This window comes from Burkholderia sp. CpTa8-5, from assembly GCF_017815045.1.
Classification (GTDB): Bacteria; Pseudomonadota; Gammaproteobacteria; order Burkholderiales; family Burkholderiaceae; genus Burkholderia; species Burkholderia sola.
This window is the reverse complement of sequence record NZ_JAGIQD010000051.1, coordinates 1-17,482: the sequence shown is the minus strand read 5'-3', so window position 1 is coordinate 17,482 and position 17,482 is coordinate 1. Positions and strand designations below refer to the sequence as shown.

11 protein-coding genes and 1 pseudogene are annotated in these 17,482 nt (G+C 66.8%); 2 read left to right on the top strand and 10 right to left on the bottom strand.

The annotated features are described in order from the left end of the window. Positions 1-135 precede the first annotated feature (135 nt). From J8I35_RS33955 to J8I35_RS33945, 3 genes and pseudogenes are all read right to left on the bottom strand, one after another. Entirely contained in the window at positions 136-1,926 is a 1,791-nt protein-coding gene (locus tag J8I35_RS33955) for an acyl-CoA dehydrogenase (RefSeq protein ID WP_209929345.1), read from the bottom strand. A 422-nt stretch (positions 1,927-2,348) separates the two neighbouring features. Beyond that, positions 2,349-3,469 (bottom strand): annotated as a pseudogene (locus tag J8I35_RS33950) (AraC family transcriptional regulator). 46 nt (positions 3,470-3,515) lie between these two features. Then, complete coding sequence (locus J8I35_RS33945; protein WP_050016029.1) at positions 3,516-5,150, bottom strand: AMP-binding protein; 1,635 nt, start codon at positions 5,148-5,150, stop codon at positions 3,516-3,518. 312 nt (positions 5,151-5,462) lie between these two features. Here J8I35_RS33945 and J8I35_RS33940 point away from each other — a divergent pair, with 312 nt between their 5' ends. Further along, positions 5,463-6,563, top strand: a complete 1,101-nt coding sequence (locus tag J8I35_RS33940; protein WP_050016032.1) for an AraC family transcriptional regulator — start codon at positions 5,463-5,465, stop codon at positions 6,561-6,563. Between the two features lie 16 nt (positions 6,564-6,579). Here J8I35_RS33940 and J8I35_RS33935 read toward each other — a convergent pair whose 3' ends face one another. The 6 genes from J8I35_RS33935 to J8I35_RS33910 form a co-directional block, all read right to left on the bottom strand. After that, positions 6,580-8,112, bottom strand: coding sequence for a HAMP domain-containing sensor histidine kinase (locus J8I35_RS33935; protein ID WP_124631913.1), 1,533 nt, complete (start codon positions 8,110-8,112; stop codon positions 6,580-6,582). Continuing rightward, complete coding sequence (locus J8I35_RS33930) at positions 8,112-8,831, bottom strand: response regulator transcription factor (RefSeq protein ID WP_050016036.1); 720 nt, start codon at positions 8,829-8,831, stop codon at positions 8,112-8,114. The genes J8I35_RS33935 and J8I35_RS33930 overlap by 1 nt, the downstream gene beginning before the upstream one ends. A 170-nt stretch (positions 8,832-9,001) precedes the next feature. Next, positions 9,002-11,083: a bifunctional diguanylate cyclase/phosphodiesterase gene (locus J8I35_RS33925; protein WP_209929344.1), complete on the bottom strand. Its 2,082-nt coding sequence runs from the start codon at positions 11,081-11,083 to the stop codon at positions 9,002-9,004. Positions 11,084-11,318: 235 nt separating this feature from the next. Beyond that, entirely contained in the window at positions 11,319-12,392 is a 1,074-nt protein-coding gene (locus tag J8I35_RS33920) for a porin (RefSeq protein WP_209929343.1), read from the bottom strand. A 187-nt stretch (positions 12,393-12,579) separates the two neighbouring features. Then, complete coding sequence (locus tag J8I35_RS33915) at positions 12,580-14,022, bottom strand: MFS transporter (RefSeq protein ID WP_089490236.1); 1,443 nt, start codon at positions 14,020-14,022, stop codon at positions 12,580-12,582. Between the two features lie 234 nt (positions 14,023-14,256). Further along, on the bottom strand, positions 14,257-15,180 hold the full coding sequence (locus J8I35_RS33910; RefSeq protein WP_209929342.1) for a dihydrodipicolinate synthase family protein: 924 nt from the start codon (positions 15,178-15,180) through the stop codon (positions 14,257-14,259). Between the two features lie 180 nt (positions 15,181-15,360). On the opposite strand from J8I35_RS33910, the gene J8I35_RS33905 reads away from it, so the two are divergent. Beyond that, a complete protein-coding gene (locus tag J8I35_RS33905; RefSeq protein WP_124557471.1) occupies positions 15,361-16,305 on the top strand; it encodes a LysR family transcriptional regulator in 945 nt (314 codons plus the stop codon). 145 nt (positions 16,306-16,450) lie between these two features. Here J8I35_RS33905 and J8I35_RS33900 read toward each other — a convergent pair whose 3' ends face one another. Beyond that, on the bottom strand, positions 16,451-17,242 hold the full coding sequence (locus tag J8I35_RS33900; RefSeq protein ID WP_209929341.1) for a hypothetical protein: 792 nt from the start codon (positions 17,240-17,242) through the stop codon (positions 16,451-16,453). Positions 17,243-17,482: the final 240 nt, after the last annotated feature.

Here is a 17,482-nt window from a genome sequence, read left to right as displayed (position 1 = left end):
TCGCCGCCGACAGCCCGGCGGGGCCGCCGCCGACGATCACGACGTCGTATTCCATCGATTCGCGCGGGCCGTATTGCGCGAGCAAGTCCTGTGTGGTCAAAATCCTGTCTCCTGCTGCGTCCCGACCGTCAGCGGTCAGAACTGGTCTTCCGTCAACGCGAGCACGCTCTCGTTGCCCTTCGCGCCGACGATCGACGCTTCGAGCCCGGCCGCCTGCACCAGCACGTGCTCCGCATAGCATTGCGCGATCGCGATCTTCGCGTCGAAGAACGCGACGTCGCTCGCGCGGTTCGCGTGCGCAGCCAGCAGCGCGCGCGCCATCTGCCAGCCACACAGCACGACGCCCGCGAGCTTCAGGTACGGCACGCTGCCCGCGAACACCGCGTTCGGGTCCTGTTTCGCGTTCGCCAGCACGTAGTCGACCACCGCCGACAACGCGCGCGCCCCCTTCTCCAGTTGCGCCTTCATCGATGCGGCCGCCGCGCCGTCGAGCTTGCCGAGCGCCGCGACCGTGTCGCCGATCTCGGCGATCAGCGCCTTCGCGACCGCGCCGCCGTCGCGCAGCGTCTTGCGGCCGACGAGGTCGTTCGCCTGGATCGCGGTCGTGCCTTCGTAGATCGCGAGGATCCGCGCGTCGCGGTAGTACTGCGCGGCGCCGGTTTCCTCGATGAAGCCCATCCCGCCGTGCACCTGCACGCCGAGGCTCGCCACGTCGTTCACCATCTCGGTGCTCCAGCCCTTCACGACCGGCACCAGATATTCGTAGATCGCCTGATGACGCGCGCGCGTCGCCTCGTCCGAATGGCGGTGCGCCATGTCGCTGTGCGCGGCGGCCACGTAGGCGAGCGCGCGCGCGCCTTCGGTCAGCGCACGCATCGTGCCGAGCATCCGGCGCACGTCCGGGTGATGGATGATCGTCACCGACTGCTTCGCCGAGCCGTCCACCGGGCGGCTCTGCACGCGTTCCTTCGCGAATGCGGCGGCCTTCTGGTACGCGCGGTCGGCCACGCCGATCCCCTGCATCCCGACGCCGAAGCGCGCCGCGTTCATCATGATGAACATGTATTCGAGGCCGCGATTCTCTTCGCCGACCAGGTAACCGATCGCGCCGCCGTGATCGCCGTATTGCAGCACCGCGGTCGGGCTCGCCTTGATCCCGAGCTTGTGCTCGATCGACACGCAGTGCACGTCGTTGCGCGCGCCGAGCGAACCGTCTTCGTTGACCATGAACTTCGGCACGATGAACAGCGAAATGCCCTTCACGCCTTCCGGTGCGTTCGGCGTGCGCGCCAGCACCAGGTGGACGATGTTGTCCGCCATGTCGTGCTCGCCCCACGTGATGAAGATCTTCGTGCCGAACACCTTGTACGTGCCGTCGCCCTGCGGCTCCGCGCGCGAGCGCACCAGCGCGAGATCCGACCCGGCTTGCGGCTCGGTCAGGTTCATCGTGCCGGTCCATTCGCCGGAGATCAGCTTCGGCACGTAGCGCTGCTTCTGCTCGTCGGTGCCGGCCGTCAGCAGCGCCTCGATCGCGCCGTCGGTGAGCAGCGGACACAACGCGAACGACAGGTTCGATGCGTTCAGCATCTCGATGCACGGCGTCGCGATCAGCTTCGGCAGGCCCTGGCCGTCGTATTCGGCCGGATGCTGCAGCCCCTGCCAGCCGCCCTCGACGAACTGACGGAACGCTGCGCCGAAGCCCGGCGTCGCGGTCACGACGCCATCCTTCCAGCTGCTCGGGTTGCGGTCGCCTTCGACGTTCAGCGGCGCCAGCACCTCGCCGCAGAATTTCGCGGATTCGTCGAGCACGGCCTGCGCCGTGTCGACACCCGCATCCTCGAAGCCCGGCAACTGCGCGACGGCGTCGATGCCTGCGAGTTCCTTCAGCACGAACAGCATGTCCTTGACGGGGGCGTTATAGCTCATGGTCGATGTTCCATTCAGGCGGTGAATAGGGGCGCCACGGGGGCCGGTACGGCAAAACCGGCCAGTGCCGGGCGACGCGATGGGCCATCCTAACGCCGGGGATCCCGATTCCCATTGTCATATCCGGCCCACATGGTGACAAAACCGGCCACGGCGCACGCCGCACGCGGCCCTTGCGCGCGGCGGTGAAGCCCGCCGGGCGGGCGTCGGCGCCCGATCCGTCCGTCTCGACAATGGCGGCAACGCGCGCCAAAAAACGGCCGGGTGCACGCGCGTCTCCCCGGCTCGAAGCGGCAAAGGGAGCCGGTTATGGGAGTGTCCTCTGAAAAACCGGCCATGAATACCGCCAAGGAGCCGGTTATGGGATGCGATCCGTGAACCCGTGAAACCGCGAATCAGCGACACCCGGCCCCACTCCGGCGTCACGCGCGGCGCCGATACGTCCCCGGCGTACTGCCCGTCCAGTGCCGGAACGCGCGATGAAACGCGCTCGGATCGTCGAAGCCGATATCGGCGCCGATCGCTGCGATCGTGTCGGGCGTATCGGTCAGCCGCTGGATCGCGACATCGCGCCGCAGCTCGTCCTTCAGCACCTGGAACGTCGTCCCTTCGGCGGCCAGATGGCGGCTCAGCGTGCGCACCGAGCAATGCAGGTGCTCGGCCGCCTGATCGATCACGGGCAGATCCGGCAGCGCCGCCGACAGGTATTGCCGCACCCGGTGGCACACGAGCTGTTCGCTGAACGATTCGAAGATCCAGTCGCCGGGCGCGCGTGCGAGGAACTTGCGCAGGTTGCGCTTGCTCTGCCGGATCGGCGCGTCGAGGTAATCGGCGCTGAAGCGCATCAGCGTGCGCGCGCAGTCGAACTGCACGGCCCCGGTGAAGAAGTACAGGTGATCGACCGCATGGCGCGGCCGCGGGCACGCGAACTCGATCTGCAGCAGCGGAATCTTCTGCCCGATCAGCCAGGAGCACACGCCGTGCACGAGCTTGAGCATCAGCTCCTGGCCGAGCGCGCCGATCGGTCCGATGGCGTCGTTCGGGCGCAGCAGCACCTGCGCGACGAGTTCGTCGCGCTTCGATTCGACGAAGAAATCGTCGAGCAGGATATGGAAGAATTGCCCGAAACGATGCAGCGCCGTTTCGAGGTTGCGCGCATCGAGCAGGCTCAGGCACAGGTACTTCAGCGTGCCGCCGCGCAACGGGCGCGAGAAGATGCCGGGCATCTCGTCGTCGAGGTCGATCGCGAGCGTGCGGTACAGCGTCGAGAACTGCTCCTCCGTCACGCGCGCATGCGGCTCGCCGAGCAGCTCGATCGGAATGCCGGCGCCGCGCAGGTAGCGCTCGACCACGTCGCGCTGCACGCCCGCGCTCGCGAGAAAACCGTTGACGAGCGAGATCGGCACCGTCGCGCTCGGCGACGGCAGCGCACGCCCGGGCTGGGCGGAAAGTGAATCTGAGCCGGTCATCGCGTCCCCGTCGATCGAACCGACCGCATTGTACTTGAGCGGCCCGCGCGCCACCTTCGGGGCTTTCCACGCACACCGCGCCGCGCAGCCGCGGCCGCGCGGCGGGTCGCGGCGCCGTCATCAGTCGGTGCGGCTGAGTTCCCGGCGCAGGATCTTGCCGACCGTCGACTTCGGCAGCCGGTCGACGAAGCGCACGAGCTTCGGCACCTTGTACGCGGCCAGGCTCGCGCGGCAATGCGCGACGAGATGCGCTTCGGTCACGTCGGCGTCCGGCGCCAGCACCACGAACAGCTTGACGGCCTCGCCCGTACGCGGGTCCGGCACGCCGATGCACGCGCATTCGGCGACGCCCGGCAGCGCGGTCGCGACCGCCTCCACCTCGTTCGGATACACGTTGAAGCCGGACACGATGATCATGTCCTTCTTGCGGTCGACGATCCGCAGGAAGCCGGCCGCGTCGAACACGCCGACATCGCCGGTGCGGAAATAGCCGTCCGCGGTGAACGCGGCCGCATTCGCGTCCGGCTTCTGCCAGTAGCCGCTCATCACCTGCGGCCCCTTCACGCAGATCTCGCCCGCTTCGCCGATCGCCACCTCGCGATCCTGGTCGTCGAGCAGCTTCACGTCGGTTGACGGCAGCGGCAGGCCCGTTGTGCCCGTGAACCGGTCGATCGACTGCGGGTTGAACGACACGACCGGCGACGTTTCCGACAGCCCGTAGCCTTCGCGGATGAAATTACCCGTCACCGCCTTCCAACGCGACGAGATCACGTCGATCACCGCCGCGCCGCCGCCGGCCGACAGCTTCAGCCGCGACCAGTCGACCTCCTTCAGCCGCGGATGGCCGGCAAGCCCCGCGTACAGCGTGTTCACGCCGACGAACACGGTCGGCCGCGCGGCCTTCAGCACGTCGACGAACCCGTCCATGTCGCGCGGGTTCGCGACGAGCCAGTTCTGCGCGCCGATCGCGAAGTAGGACAGGAAGTTCACCGTCAGCGCGAAGATGTGATACAGCGGGATCGCCGTGACGATGACCTCTTCGCCCGGCTGGCGCGCGTCCGGCACGATCGCCGCGAACTGCGCGACGTTCGCGACGAGGTTGCGATGCGACAGCGCCGCGCCCTTCGACAGGCCGGTCGTGCCGCCCGTGTATTGCAGCAGCAACAGGTCCGCGCCGCTTTGCGCAACCGGCTCGCACGCGAGCGATTCGCCGGCGGCGATGGCGTGCGCGAGCGCGGTCGAACCGGGCGGCAGCGCGTCGCATGCGCCGGCCGGCGCATCGACGACGCCGAGATCGTCGCGCCCCACGCTCAGCACGGTGCGCACGCGCGTGCCGCCGACCACGTCCGCGAACGTGCCCATCGACCCGCCGCAGACGATCGCCACCTCGACCCCCGCGTCGTTGAGCTGATGCTCGAGCTCGCGCGCGGTGTAGTGCGGATTCACGTTGACCTGGACCGCGCCGATCTTCGCGACGGCGACGAACACGACCGGAAACGCGAGCACGTTGGGCAGCATCACGGCCACGCGATCGCCCTTGCGCACGCCGACGACCTGCTGCAGATACGCGGCCAGCGCGCTCGACAGGCGCTCGACATCGGCATAGGTGAGCGTGCGGCCGAACGCATGGAACGCCGGACGGTCGGCGAAGCGGCGCATCGCGTCGTCCAGCAGCGCGCTGACGGAAGGATGGCGGTCGGCGTCGATCTCGGCGGGGATCGGGCCATACGACCCGGTCCAGTGTCTGTTCGTCATGTCTCACTCCTCTGGGGACGGCACGCCAGCCTGCGTGCCGTTCGCACGGCGGCCTGCACGCCGGAAGGACGCGGGCCGCCGCCTGATCGGCGACTATCGCGCGCACGACGCGCTTTGCAAATGATCCGGGCGGCCGAAAACATGATCGAAACGGACAGGCGAGGCGCGTGCCTGCGCAACATCGCACGGCGAACGCCTGTCCGCCCGGGCAGCTCCGTCGGTGCATCAGGGTGAACCCGGTGGCGAATGGGACCGTTCCCGAGCAGAATTGCGTGCCGTCAACGATATCGATTCGGACGCAGGATCCCCGTCATGCCGCGCAGTGCGCTCTCGAAACCTCCCCATGCCCAGCCTACCGGGCTGCCGGACGCCGCCGCCGCCCACGCGTTGCGCGAGCAGCGCTTCACGCCGGCCAAGCTGGCCGTGCTCGTCGACGTGGCTGCGCAAGCCGGCCTCGACCCGGCGACGGTGCTCGCCGGCACCGGCCTCGCGCCGGCCGACGTCGCGGACCCGTTCACGCTCACGTCGCCGCTGCAGTTCCTGACGGCCGCGCGCAATGCGGTCGGCCGGTACGACGGCACCGACCTCGGCGTACGCGTCGGCCGCCTGCTGCGCGCGTCGAGCTACGGCATGTACGGCTACGCGATGCTGTGCTCCGAATCGCTCGCGCGCGCGTTCGATTCGGCCGTCAAATATCACCGGCTCGCGAACGGCATGCTGCCGATCCGCTGGGTCGAACAGGGCGATACCGCATCGTGGCTGTTTCCGGACCGCCACGAAGTCGCGCTGCCCGATCTCGACGAGCCGCTGTACCGTTTCCTGATCGACATGCAGTTCGCGCTGCACGTGACGATCATCAAGGACGTGATGGGTGCGTGGTGCGTGCCCGCGCGCGCGCAGTTCGCGCAGCCGCGGCCGCCGCACGGGGCGCTGCTGACCGACGCGCTCGAATGCCCGATCGCGTTCGACCAGCCGCATCACGTGCTCAGCTATCCGGCGGCATGGCTCGCGCGCGCGCCTCAGCTCGCGAATCCGATCACGGCCGCGCAGGTGTCGTCGCACTGCGCGCAATTGCTCGACGCATTACGCAGCCAGTCGGGCATTACGCGACGCGTGTACGAGGAGCTCACCCGCACGCCGGGACAATTCCCGGACATCGACGCGATCGCCGAGCGCCTGTGCATGACGTCGCGCACGCTGCGCCGCAAGCTCGAAGCCGAAGGCACGTCGTACAGCGAACTGCTGACGAGCGTGCGCAAGGCGCTCGCGATCGACTATCTCGGCACGACCACGCTCAGCACCGAGGATATCGCGCTGACGCTGGGCTTCAGCGATGCAGTGGGATTCCGTCACGCGTTCAAGCGCTGGACCGGCACGACGCCGAGCGACGTGCGGCGCAAGCGCGGCAAGTAGCGCCTGCCGAGCGCGGTCAGCGCGTACCGTCGCCCGCCGCCGGCGACGCGACCGCCAGCGCGAACTCGAACACCGCACCGCGCCCTTCCCGGTCGACGAGCCGGATGCCGCTGCCGTTGAGCGCCAGCATCCGGTGCACGATCAGCAGGCCCAGCCCGCCGCTCGTCGCGGTGCCGCCGCTCATCGGCCGCTGCGGCCGCTGGAACAGCCCTTCGCGCCGTGCGGCCGGAATCCCTTCCCCGGTATCCGACACGGTCACGATCACGCGATCGCCGTGCGTCTCCAGCGCGATCTCGACCTCGCCGTGCGAAGGCGTGTGCCGCAGCGCGTTGTCGAGCAGGTTGGTCAGCACGCGCTCGATCATCCCGAGATCGGCCGATACGACCGGCACGCGCGGCGGAATCCGCGCATGCAGCGCGACGCCGCGCGATTGCGCGGCCAGCTCGAATTTCTGGAACACGTCCTGCACGAGATCGACGAGCGAGAACGGCTCGCGCTCGGCCTGCACGCCGCCCGATTCGAGCCGCGCGAGTTCGAACAGCGCCTGCGCGAGCCGCCCGACCTTCGCGCTCTGCGCGAGCGCGATCGACAGGTAGCGCCGCCGCTCGGGCTCGGGCAGCGTGTCGGCCTTCAGCGACAGCGTCTCCAGATAGCCGTGCAGCGACGTCAGCGGCGTGCGCAGGTCGTGCGAGATGTTCGTGATCAGTTCGCGCCGCTGCTGGTCCTGACGCGTCAGCGCGCGCCACTGGTCGCCGATCCGGTCGGCCATTTGCGCGAACGCGGATTCGAGCACCGCGATATCGTCGCCGCGGCGGCCCGGCGGCAAGTGCAGCACCGGCGGCGGCGTGTCGGGCGTGTTGAGCGTGTCGGCCCCACCCGGCGCGCGGGGCGCACCGTTCGCGTCGAAGTCGCGCATCGCGGCCGTCAGCCGGCGCAGCGGGCGCGTGATGAAGCCGAATGCGACGAGGCCCGCGAGCAGGCCGAGCAGCGCGACGATCGCCATCGACCACAGCGTCGTGCGCAGCACGTTGCCGGCGTCGACGCGCGCGGCGAGCCGGTCATGCGCCTCGCCGAGCAGCACCACGTAGATGTAGCCGGACGGCGGCTGCCCCGCGCGCTGCAGCGGCGCGGCGCTGAACACCTTGCGCGCGTCCGGGCTGCGCGGATCGTCGCCGAGGATCGGCAGCGGCTCGCCCGCGATGAAGCGCTGCACGGGCGCGAGATCGACGCGGTCGCGCTTCACGTGGCCGGGCGGCGCGTCGTCGCCCTTGATGCGCCCCGCGTTGTCGAGCAGGTACACCTCGACGCTCGGGTTCACGCCCATCAACTGGCCGAACAGCGTGCGCACGGCGTCGGGGCGCAGCCCGTTCGCGTCCATCAGCGGCGCACTGTTGGCGATGTTGGCGGCCAGGTCGCGCGACAGCGCCTGCACGACTTCCTTCTCGCGCATGTCGTTCGCGCGGATCTGCAGCCACGCCGACGCGCCCGAGCACGCGAGCAGCAGGATCGAGAACACGAGCGACAGCCGCCGGGTGAGCGTGAGCTTCATCATGCGTCCCGCTGGCCCGGCGCGGCGAGCTTGTAGCCGCGCCCCCACACGGTGAGGATCCGCACGGGCTCGGCCGGATCGGCCTCGATCTTCGCGCGCAGGCGGTTGATGTGGGTGTTGACCGTGTGTTCGTAGCCTTCGTGCTGGTAGCCCCACACGGCGTTCAGCAGATCCATCCGCGAGAACACCTTGCCCGGATGCCGCGCGAAGAAATACAGCAGGTCGAATTCGCGCGGCGTGAGGTCGATGCGTGCGCCGTCGACGCTCGCCTCGCGCGCGATCGGGTCGATCGCGAGCCCCGCGACGTCGAGCGTGCCCGCGTCGATCCGCGAATCGCGCGCGAGCGCATCGACGCGCCGCAGCAGCGCCTTCACGCGCGCGACGAGTTCGAGCACCGAGAACGGCTTCGCGAGGTAGTCGTCGGCGCCGAGTTCGAGGCCGAGGATCCGGTGCACCTCGCTCGACCGCGCGCTCGTGATGATGATCGGCGTATAGCGCGTCATCGCCCGCGCGCGCCGGCAGATCTCGAGGCCGTCGACGCCCGGCAGCATCAGGTCGAGGATCAGCGCGTCCCAGTTGCCCTGTTCGAGCAGGCGCAGCCCTTCGGCGCCGTCCGCGCTGTGCACGACCTCGTAGCGCTCGTCGCGCAGGTGCAGGCTCAGCACGTCGGCGATGTCGGCGTCGTCCTCGACGATCAGGATGCGTTTCGGTTGGTCCATGGCGGTGGGCGGCGGCACGTAGGAGCGGGGCTCAATAACGGTGATCGGCGGGCGATCGGCCCGGATCGAAGCGCGGCGGGAGGCCGCGCTGCCGTCATTGTGCAAAATTTTGCGGCGGCGAGGGATCACATTTCGTTTAAGTTTGGATCCCGACGCGTTGCGATTCAGGATCACATGCTCTTGATCGCCGTGCCTTGCGCGGTCACTTCGACGAAGTGATCCGCCGGCATCGGACGCCCGAGCAAGAAGCCCTGCAGCGAATTGCAGCCGAGCCGGGTCAGGAACTGCTGCTGCGCGGTCGTTTCCACGCCCTCCGCGACGATCTTCAGGTCGAGTGCCCGACCGAGCGCGACGATCGCGGAAATGATCGCGGCATCTTCGGTATCGTGTTCGAGATCCCGGATGAATCCCCGGTCGATCTTGAGCTCGCTGGCCGGCAAGCGCTTGAGATACAGCAAGCTCGAATAACCGGTGCCGAAGTCGTCGATCGAAATTCGCACCCCCATGTCGTGAAGCTGCTGGAGGATTCTCAGGCTGGCGTCGGCATCGCGCATCGCGGTCGATTCGGTGATCTCCAGCGTCAGGCAGTGCGGCTCCAGCGCGTGCCGCTGCAATGCGGCCTCCACGACCCGGATCAGGCTCGCGTGACCGAACTGCAACGGTGACAGGTTCACGGCCATCGTCCAGTCGGTTCGGCCCGCATCGCGCCACGCGCGCATCTGCCGGCAGGCCTCGTCCAGTACCCATTCGCCGATCGGCACGATCAATCCGGTCTTTTCCGCAATCGAGATGAACTGATCGGGCGACATGAGGCCGCGCGTCGGGTGCTTCCATCGCAACAGCGCCTCGACGCCGACGATCGGTCCATCGGGCACTTCGAACTTCGGCTGGTAGTGCAGGACCAGTTCATGCCGCTCCAGCGCCAGACGGAGTTCCTGCACGATTTTCAAGTGCTCGCGGACGTTCGCGTTCATCGATGCCTCGAAGAAGCAGTACGCGTTTCGGCCGAGCGCCTTGGCGTGATACATCGCCGCATCGGCATTGGTCATCAGCTCGCGGAAATCGCTGCCGTTGCCGGGATAGAGCGCGATACCGATGCTGGCCGACACGCGCAATTCGTGTTCGGACACGTGGAACGGCGCCCGAATCACCGCCAATACCTTGTCCGCCACGTCAGCCGCGTCGGCGGGCTCGTTCACGGCCACGACGAGCACGAACTCGTCGCCGCCCAGACGGGCAATCGTGTCCTGCGAGCGCAGGTTCGCGCCGATGCGCCGAGCCACGTCGACCAGCAACAGATCGCCGACATGATGACCATAGGCGTCGTTGACGGCCTTGAATCCGTCGAGGTCCATGAACATCAGCGCGAAACACCCGTGCTCGCGGTCGGTGCTCTGGATCGCCTGGTCGATCCGGTCTTCGAGCAGCACGCGGTTGGGGAGCTTGGTGAGGGTGTCGTGCAGTGCCAGATACGTCAGCTCCTGGTTCGCTTCGGCCAGCGAGGTCGCCAGTACCGCCGTGCGGGCTTCCAGACGCAGGTCGAGGACCGAAACGATCAGCGCGATGGCGAGTATCGCCAACGTGGCCACGACGATGACGAGCGCCAGCCCGCCGGGATCCATGCTGGAGCCGGCGGCCCCGCAGATGCTGCCCAGCGGGAACCGGGCGGCCGCCATTCCCGTATAGTGCATGCCGGCGATGGCGGCGCCCATCAGGACCGCCGCCCCCAGATTGAGCAGGCGCACGCGAGACGAAGCGGTTCGCCGAATGAATACGATCCACAGCACGGCGCCCGATGCGACGACGGCAATCGCGACCGACAGGCAGACGAGCAACGGGTCGTACCGGATGCCCGGCGACATGTGCATCGACGCCATGCCCGTGTAATGCATGCCCGCTACGCCAGTCCCCATCAACATCGCGCCGCCGCCGAGCCGGTGCCATCTGAGCGTGCCCCGACAGACGAGCCACAGCGCAACCGTGGAGCAGCCGATGGCGATCAGCAACGAAAGCACCGTCATGGCCGGATCGTATCCCAGTGGAATCGGCAACGCGAAGGCCAGCATGCCGACGAAATGCATCGACCAGATGCCCGCCCCCATCACGCTGGCCGCGCCTACCAGCCACCCATGTGCGGCGCGCCCGCCGGCCGTCTTGATACGCCCGGCCATGTCCAGCACGGTGTAGGACGCCAGGATGGCGATCAGGAGCGAAAGAAGAACGAGCAACGCGTTATAACTTGTCGGCAGCATTGTTATTTACAGATCGCTTTCGATTTGGCGTAACGAGACCCCCGGCCAGCCGGGGGCTTCGCGGATTCGCGGGAAAGTTGGGCACAAACGGAAAGCGGTGTCCGAAGGAATGGACCGGTGGTGTGACGCGTCAGGCGATTCCGACGACGACCGCTTGCAGCGGCGGATCATAAACGCGCCCTCCCGTTCAGGGAAGGATTTAGCGCCGCGGGGCGCTGGAGGAGGCGGGACGGAATCAGAACGTGTGGCGAATGCCGGCCGCGAACGTGTTGCCGGTGGGGCGAGCGCTCAGCTTGTCGTAGGAGTAAATCGCGTAGATGTCCGTGCGTTTCGACAGCAGGTGGTTGTAGCCGACAGACGCGGTGTTCCGCAGGCTGCGGGCCGCTTCGGTCGGGCCGGACCGCTTCGTGCGCGCCCACTCTGCAAGCAGGAAGTCGGCCGGCGACAACGGGATCGACACACCCGCCTCGCAAGTGTGGCTGCCGGTCGGCGTACGCGCGTCGCTTGTCATCGCCCACGCGCCGTAGAGCGTGACGATCTTGAAGTCGTATGCCGCGCCCGCCAGATAGGCGTACTGCGCGCCGACCGGCCCTGCCGCGGTATAGCGCACGCGCTGGCCCGACAACACGGCCGTGAGACCGTGCCCTCGATAGTTCAAGTGAACGCCGAGGTTACCGACGCCAGGCGAGCCCGCCACGCCGCCAAGACCATAGATGACGGTGGCGCCGAACCCGTTGAAGTCCGGCGTCGTGTACTTGACGGTGTTGTTCCACACCGTATCGCCGATGATCGTCCCGCCATAGTTGGTCACGAACGTCTGCAGGACGAGTGGAGAGAAGACGGTCGAGGATCCGAACGGATTGACGACGGATTCGGCCGTATAGGCCGGGTTTCTTTGTCGCCCGAAGGTCAACTGGCCGAAGTCGCCTTGAAAGCCCACGTACGCATTGCGCGACCAGAACGGGTCCGCCGCACTGCGTCCCAGCGCGCCGTTGGCGGGTTGAAAGAAGCTTTCGAGGACGAAAATGGCGCCGACGCCGCCGCCAAGATCTTCCTTGCCGCGGATTCCCCAGAACGACGTGGTCAGCCCGCCGCTTCCCATCAGTACCGTGGACCGCGGCGTATCGCTGCGTTTGATGCTCCCGACGTAGGTGCCGATGAGGCCATAAAGCTGAACCTGGGAGCCGCTGTCTGCGTGTGCGCCGCCGGAGGTCCATACCAGACCGGCGCCGAATATCGCCGTCGCGCCGAGCGTACCGACAACGCGCCGGGCGGCCACGCGCACCACGACCTGTCGTGTCTTTTTCATTTCGGTTGTCTCCATTCATATTTTTTGAGCGGCCTTTTCCACGGCAATCCTGTCAGCAGTACTGATGGACTACTCTTTGACGGCGGCGCTTGTTGCGAGCATGTCGCTGAAGCCACGGGCGTGACGAGCGACGAAACGCCTTCCCTCGAGGCTTCTCAGGGAAAGGCGCCGTCAGGCATGCAAGTGACTACGGGGAAATCTCTTCGAGCGAACGATTGGTCGTCTCGACCATGCGCGCGGCGACGACGAAGCCCACCGCACTGACCACGGCAAACATGACGAATACCGCGGCGATGCCTCTTCCGGTCAATACGACGCCGACGATCGCCGGCGCGGCGGCAGACGCCGCGCGCAGCCACGAAGTCGCGAGACCGGTGCCGATCGCGCGCATCCGGGTGGGATAGATTTCAGGGGTGTACAGGTACAGAAGGACCGTGGTCGTGGCCATCACCGCATAGGCCGACGATCCGAGCAACATCACGGACCACGCGCTGCCCGCGCCATGAATGCCCAGTGCGGCGAGCAGGGCCGCGCTGATGATGAAGCAGGCCATTGCCCACCGGCGGCGTCCGACCCGATCGATCAGCAGCGCGCAGGCAAGCACGCCGCACGTACTCAGGACGTTCGAGATCGACGCCATCTGAAGCGACGCTTGCAGCGGCAGATGGTAGACCGTCTTGTAGAGGCTCGGCAGCCAGTTGTTGATGCCATTGGCCACGAAATAAGCGCTCGCCCACAGCAGCCACACGACGACGGTGCGGCCCCGGTAGAACGGCGAGAACAGTTCCTTCCACGTTCCCTTCCGCTTCGACTGTCGTCCGGTCATAAGGCCCGACACGCGCGCGTCCACCTCGGCCCTTTGAGTCTGCGTGTCGAGGTTGCGCTTCGTCGTGCTGGCTTCCAGCCGCTCGATGATGCGCTCGGCCTTATCGAACCGCCCGCGTGAAACGAGCCAGCGCGGCGATTCCGGCAGGCGTGCGATCAGGATCGCGACGACCATGCCGGGAATCCCGCCGATCAGGAACATATATTCCCAACCGAAGCGCGGGACGACGAACGCACCGAGCTGCGCGGCCGCGAGCAGGCCCAACGGGAAAATCAGTTCGTACAGGATGAAGAAGCGTCCGCGGCCGTGCGCTTGAGACAGCTCGTTGATGTACGTGGCGGCCACGGGCACTTCTCCGCCCACACCGATGCCTTGCAGGAAACGCATCAGAAACAGCATGTGAAAGCTGCCGGTGAACGCGCATACGACGCTCATGGCCGACATGACGCCCACCGCGATGGTGGCGCTCGGCACGCGCCCCAGGCGCTCGGCCAGCCAGCCGAACACCAACGCGCCGACGACCTGCCCAAGATAGCCGGCAGCGATCAGCACGCCGATCTGGCCGGGAGAAAGATGCCAGAGCCCCACCAGTACGGGCAGCACGAAAGCAAGCGACAGTGCGTCGAACGCATCGAACAGGGTCGCGCTGCCCATGACGATCCGTGCCCGGGTGTGCCACGTGCAAAACGGCACGTTCTCGATGCGGAACAGCAGGTTCGCCGCCCGCAGTTGCTCGCTCATGGGACGCGTTTCGCTCGCGGATCGACCAAGGTCGACGCCGCAGGCGGTCGAAGGGGTGTTCATGCTGTCTCCTGAAAAGCTGCATTTTATGAACCTTCGGCTTGCTTCTTGTTGTGCGGCACCGGTCACGTTTCTTGGTGGTTTTCCGCGACATCGGCGCCCTTTTTATCATTTGCCGAGCCTGTCGGCGGCGGCGTGCGCGACGCGGTTTCGCGCGCCGCCCCGACTGCTCGACGCCGACGGCAAGCGGACGGCGCTGCGCCGTCGTCATCCGGCTATGGACGGGCCACGCCCGAGTCAGTCGACGAGGCCGGCCGAACGAAGCGCGTCCGCGATTTCGACGTCCGCGCCTGGCGCGAGCGGCAGCAGCGGCGAGCGCACGGTGGCGTGCTGGAGGATGCCGCGGGCCACCAGACCGTGCTTGAGCGCGACGGTGCCTTCCATGTGCGACCCGCGGTGATACACGTTACGCGTCACCGGCAGCAGGCGATCGTGAATCGCGCGGGCAGCCGCGTAGTCTTTCGCCTTGCCCGCCTTGATCAGTTCGACGAGCGGCTCGGGAGCCAGGCTGCCGTAGCCGACGAGCGCCCCGTCGACGTCGAACATCGTGTGGAGCAGATACTCGTCGTGGCAGGTGAGGATTTGCAGTTCCGGACGCTCGCGTCGGATGATCGGAATCTCGACGTCCCAGCGACGCATGTTGCGCACGCCGTTTTTCATCGCGAAGACGCCCGGTTGCGCGGCGATCTCCAGCTGCGTGTCGAGGTTGTAGGTCGCCTTGGTGGCGTCCGGGTACTGGAACAGGATGAGCGGCAGCCCGCTGCCTTCGTGGATGGCGCGGTAGCGATCCTGCGGCGCACCTTTCTGATAGCCGAAGCGCAGCCAGCCGTGCGACGGATAGACCAGACCGGCCGACGCGCCGGCCTCGACCGCGCGCTTCGCCTCTTCCACCGCCACTTCCGTGCCTTCGAGCGTGATACCGGCGATCACCGGAATCTTGCCGTCGACGGACTTCACGAAGCTTTCGATGACTTGAGCCTGTTCTTTCTGCGAGAGGAACGTGCCTTCGCCGGCATGTCCGAGCACCGTCAGGCCTTTGACGCCTTCGATGCCGCCAAGCCACGCGCCCAGCCGTTGAATTGCCGCATGGTCCACCGCGCCCTCGTGGGTGAAAGGGGTAACGGGTGCCGGGACCAAACCGCGCAGATCGATCGCTTTCATGACGTCTCCAAATGTGAGCTTTTCCGCTCCTCTTTCCGGGAGGAGAGCCCGCCGTCCGTTTCGCATCGAACCGGAACGACGGTGCATGCGTTGCAGTGTAGGGACGCACGACCCATGCGAGAACGGCGTAATTGCGCATTTCAGCTATACTGATTTGACATATCTACGGGAGGCTTCGCGGTGGACTATGCGGCCTGGAAGCTGTTCATCGACGCGGCGGAACTCGGGAGCCTGAGCAAGACGGCCGTTGCTTACGGGACCAGCCAGCCTCACATCAGCCGGCAGATCGTCGAGCTCGAGCAGTACTGCGGCGGCCGTCTGTTTCAACGGACCGGGCGCGGCGTGGTGTTGACCGAGTTGGGCGCGCGTATCGCGCCGCGTGTGAGGGCGTGGCTTGCCAGCACGGAGCAGTTGTCCAACGACATCCGCAGCACGGCGGGCGAGCCGATCGGCGTGGTCAGGCTCGGGATCCTGCCCTCCACCGCCCATCCCCTTGTCAGCACCCTTTACCATCGGCTTCGCGAGCGTTACCCGCTGGTGCAGTTACAGGTGCGCGAGGGTCAAGGAGCGTTGCTGGAAACCTGGCTGGAGAACGGCAGCGTCGATCTCGCCATCCTGTTTCGAAATAGTCCGACGCCGAGAAACGGCGACGAATATCTGGTCGAGGCCGCGACGTACCTGGTTGGGGCGGAAGGCGATCCGTTGACCAGTCAGCCCACGATCGCTTTTTCGAGGCTCGATGGCATTCCGCTGGTCTCTTTCTGCCGCCCCAATAGCTGGCGCGAGCGGCTCGAACAAATCGCGGGCGAACATCAGGTGTCGCTGAATTTCGCGGCGGAAGCCGATTCTCTCAGTCTGCAGGGGCACATCGTCGCCGATGGCGGCATTCATGCGTTGCTGGGCCCTTACGCGATCGCCAATCTCGAACGGGAATGCCGGTTGCAAGCGTCGATGGTGGTCGATCCGTCCGTGCCGCGCTTCATTGCACTCGCCATGTCGCCGCACGGCGAACTGACGCTGGCTTGCCGCACGGTCATGCAGCTCACGAAGGAAATCGCCCGGTCGCGCACGCTCTCGTCGGATCTTCGGTTGGGTGTGTCCGCCGCGTTCCTGCGGTCAATTTGAGCGGCTCGGCACAGTGCGTTCGCAGTCCTGATCGAGTGAGAATGTCGATCTCGGCGATGCGCGGCGTGTGGTCGGGCGCCGGCTTGCGCGGCGAACGGCGCGGTGCGCGATTTCTCCATCCGCGCCGCCCATCTCGCGCCGACCTTTAGTACGACTTGCCGCCCACCGTCGCCGCTTCCAGTTCGCGCGTGATGATCTGCGTGCCGCCGACGTTGGCGACCGACTTGACCAGACCGACGCCCGGCGCGAGCCAGTCGTCCGCGGTCGTGTTGCTCGTCAACGCCGAGTTGGTGAAGGTCTCCGTGGTGTGATAGTGGCAAGCATTCGCGAAGACCTTGCCGTTGCGGAGGCTGACCGTTTCGCGCGCGACGTACGTCCGCTGGATCGAGACGGACGTTTGCGCGCCGCCCGACGGAACGACGGGCGTATCCACGTAATTCACCGTCTCGCTTCCCGCGAGCCCGATCGTCTCGACATAGGGCGGCGAGTTCACGTCCCGCAACACGAGCGTGCTGCCGCTGTAAACCTCGCCGCCGTAGTTCGTGCGTACGCCGTTGCCGACGAGGTAGTAGTGATTGGTCTGAATCGGCGAACCGGGCGTCGTTTCGGCCTGCTGCATGAGCGCCACGCCGTTGAACGTCGCCGGCGCGTAAGTCCGCGTGTACACGCCGTTGTCGACCGACGGGCTCTGCGACGTCGCTTGCGTATACATGTGCAACTGCACGGTATCGCCTTGCTGGTAAATCGGATCACAGTCGACGTTCGACGCGGTCGGCGAGCCCGGATTGCCGCCGGATGTGCCCGTGGTCGGCGTCCCGCCGCTGCCGCCGTTGTTGCTCGTGCCCGATCCGCCTGATGCAACGGGCGAGGAATTGTCGTCGCCGCCGCAAGCGGTGAGCGCGAGGCAGGTCAATGCGATCAGTGCAACGGCTTTCATCGGGATCACCTTCCAAACGAACAGGACGAACGAAGCCCGTACGCGCGAATCACGCCGCGCGCACCGACCATCAAGAATCAAGAATTAGAAATCGGGAGTCGGCCGGCGGCCTCCGCCGGCCCGGCGACGTCAATTGACCTGCAGTTGCCCACCGCGGCCCAGCCCGCCCTTGACGTCCTGCGCCTTGTAGCTGCGCAGCGCGACGACCATCTTGTTGTACGCGTCGATGAACGCGACGAC

Coding starts and splice junctions, on each gene's coding strand:
- J8I35_RS33955 (WP_209929345.1), bottom strand. CDS start 1,926: ATGAGCTATAACGCCCCCGTCAAGGACATGCTGTTCGTGCTGAAGGAA.
- J8I35_RS33945 (WP_050016029.1), bottom strand. CDS start 5,150: ATGACGAACAGACACTGGACCGGGTCGTATGGCCCGATCCCCGCCGAG.
- J8I35_RS33940 (WP_050016032.1), top strand. CDS start 5,463: ATGCCGCGCAGTGCGCTCTCGAAACCTCCCCATGCCCAGCCTACCGGG.
- J8I35_RS33935 (WP_124631913.1), bottom strand. CDS start 8,112: ATGAAGCTCACGCTCACCCGGCGGCTGTCGCTCGTGTTCTCGATCCTG.
- J8I35_RS33930 (WP_050016036.1), bottom strand. CDS start 8,831: ATGGACCAACCGAAACGCATCCTGATCGTCGAGGACGACGCCGACATC.
- J8I35_RS33925 (WP_209929344.1), bottom strand. CDS start 11,083: ATGCTGCCGACAAGTTATAACGCGTTGCTCGTTCTTCTTTCGCTCCTG.
- J8I35_RS33920 (WP_209929343.1), bottom strand. CDS start 12,392: ATGAAAAAGACACGACAGGTCGTGGTGCGCGTGGCCGCCCGGCGCGTT.
- J8I35_RS33915 (WP_089490236.1), bottom strand. CDS start 14,022: ATGAACACCCCTTCGACCGCCTGCGGCGTCGACCTTGGTCGATCCGCG.
- J8I35_RS33910 (WP_209929342.1), bottom strand. CDS start 15,180: ATGAAAGCGATCGATCTGCGCGGTTTGGTCCCGGCACCCGTTACCCCT.
- J8I35_RS33900 (WP_209929341.1), bottom strand. CDS start 17,242: ATGAAAGCCGTTGCACTGATCGCATTGACCTGCCTCGCGCTCACCGCT.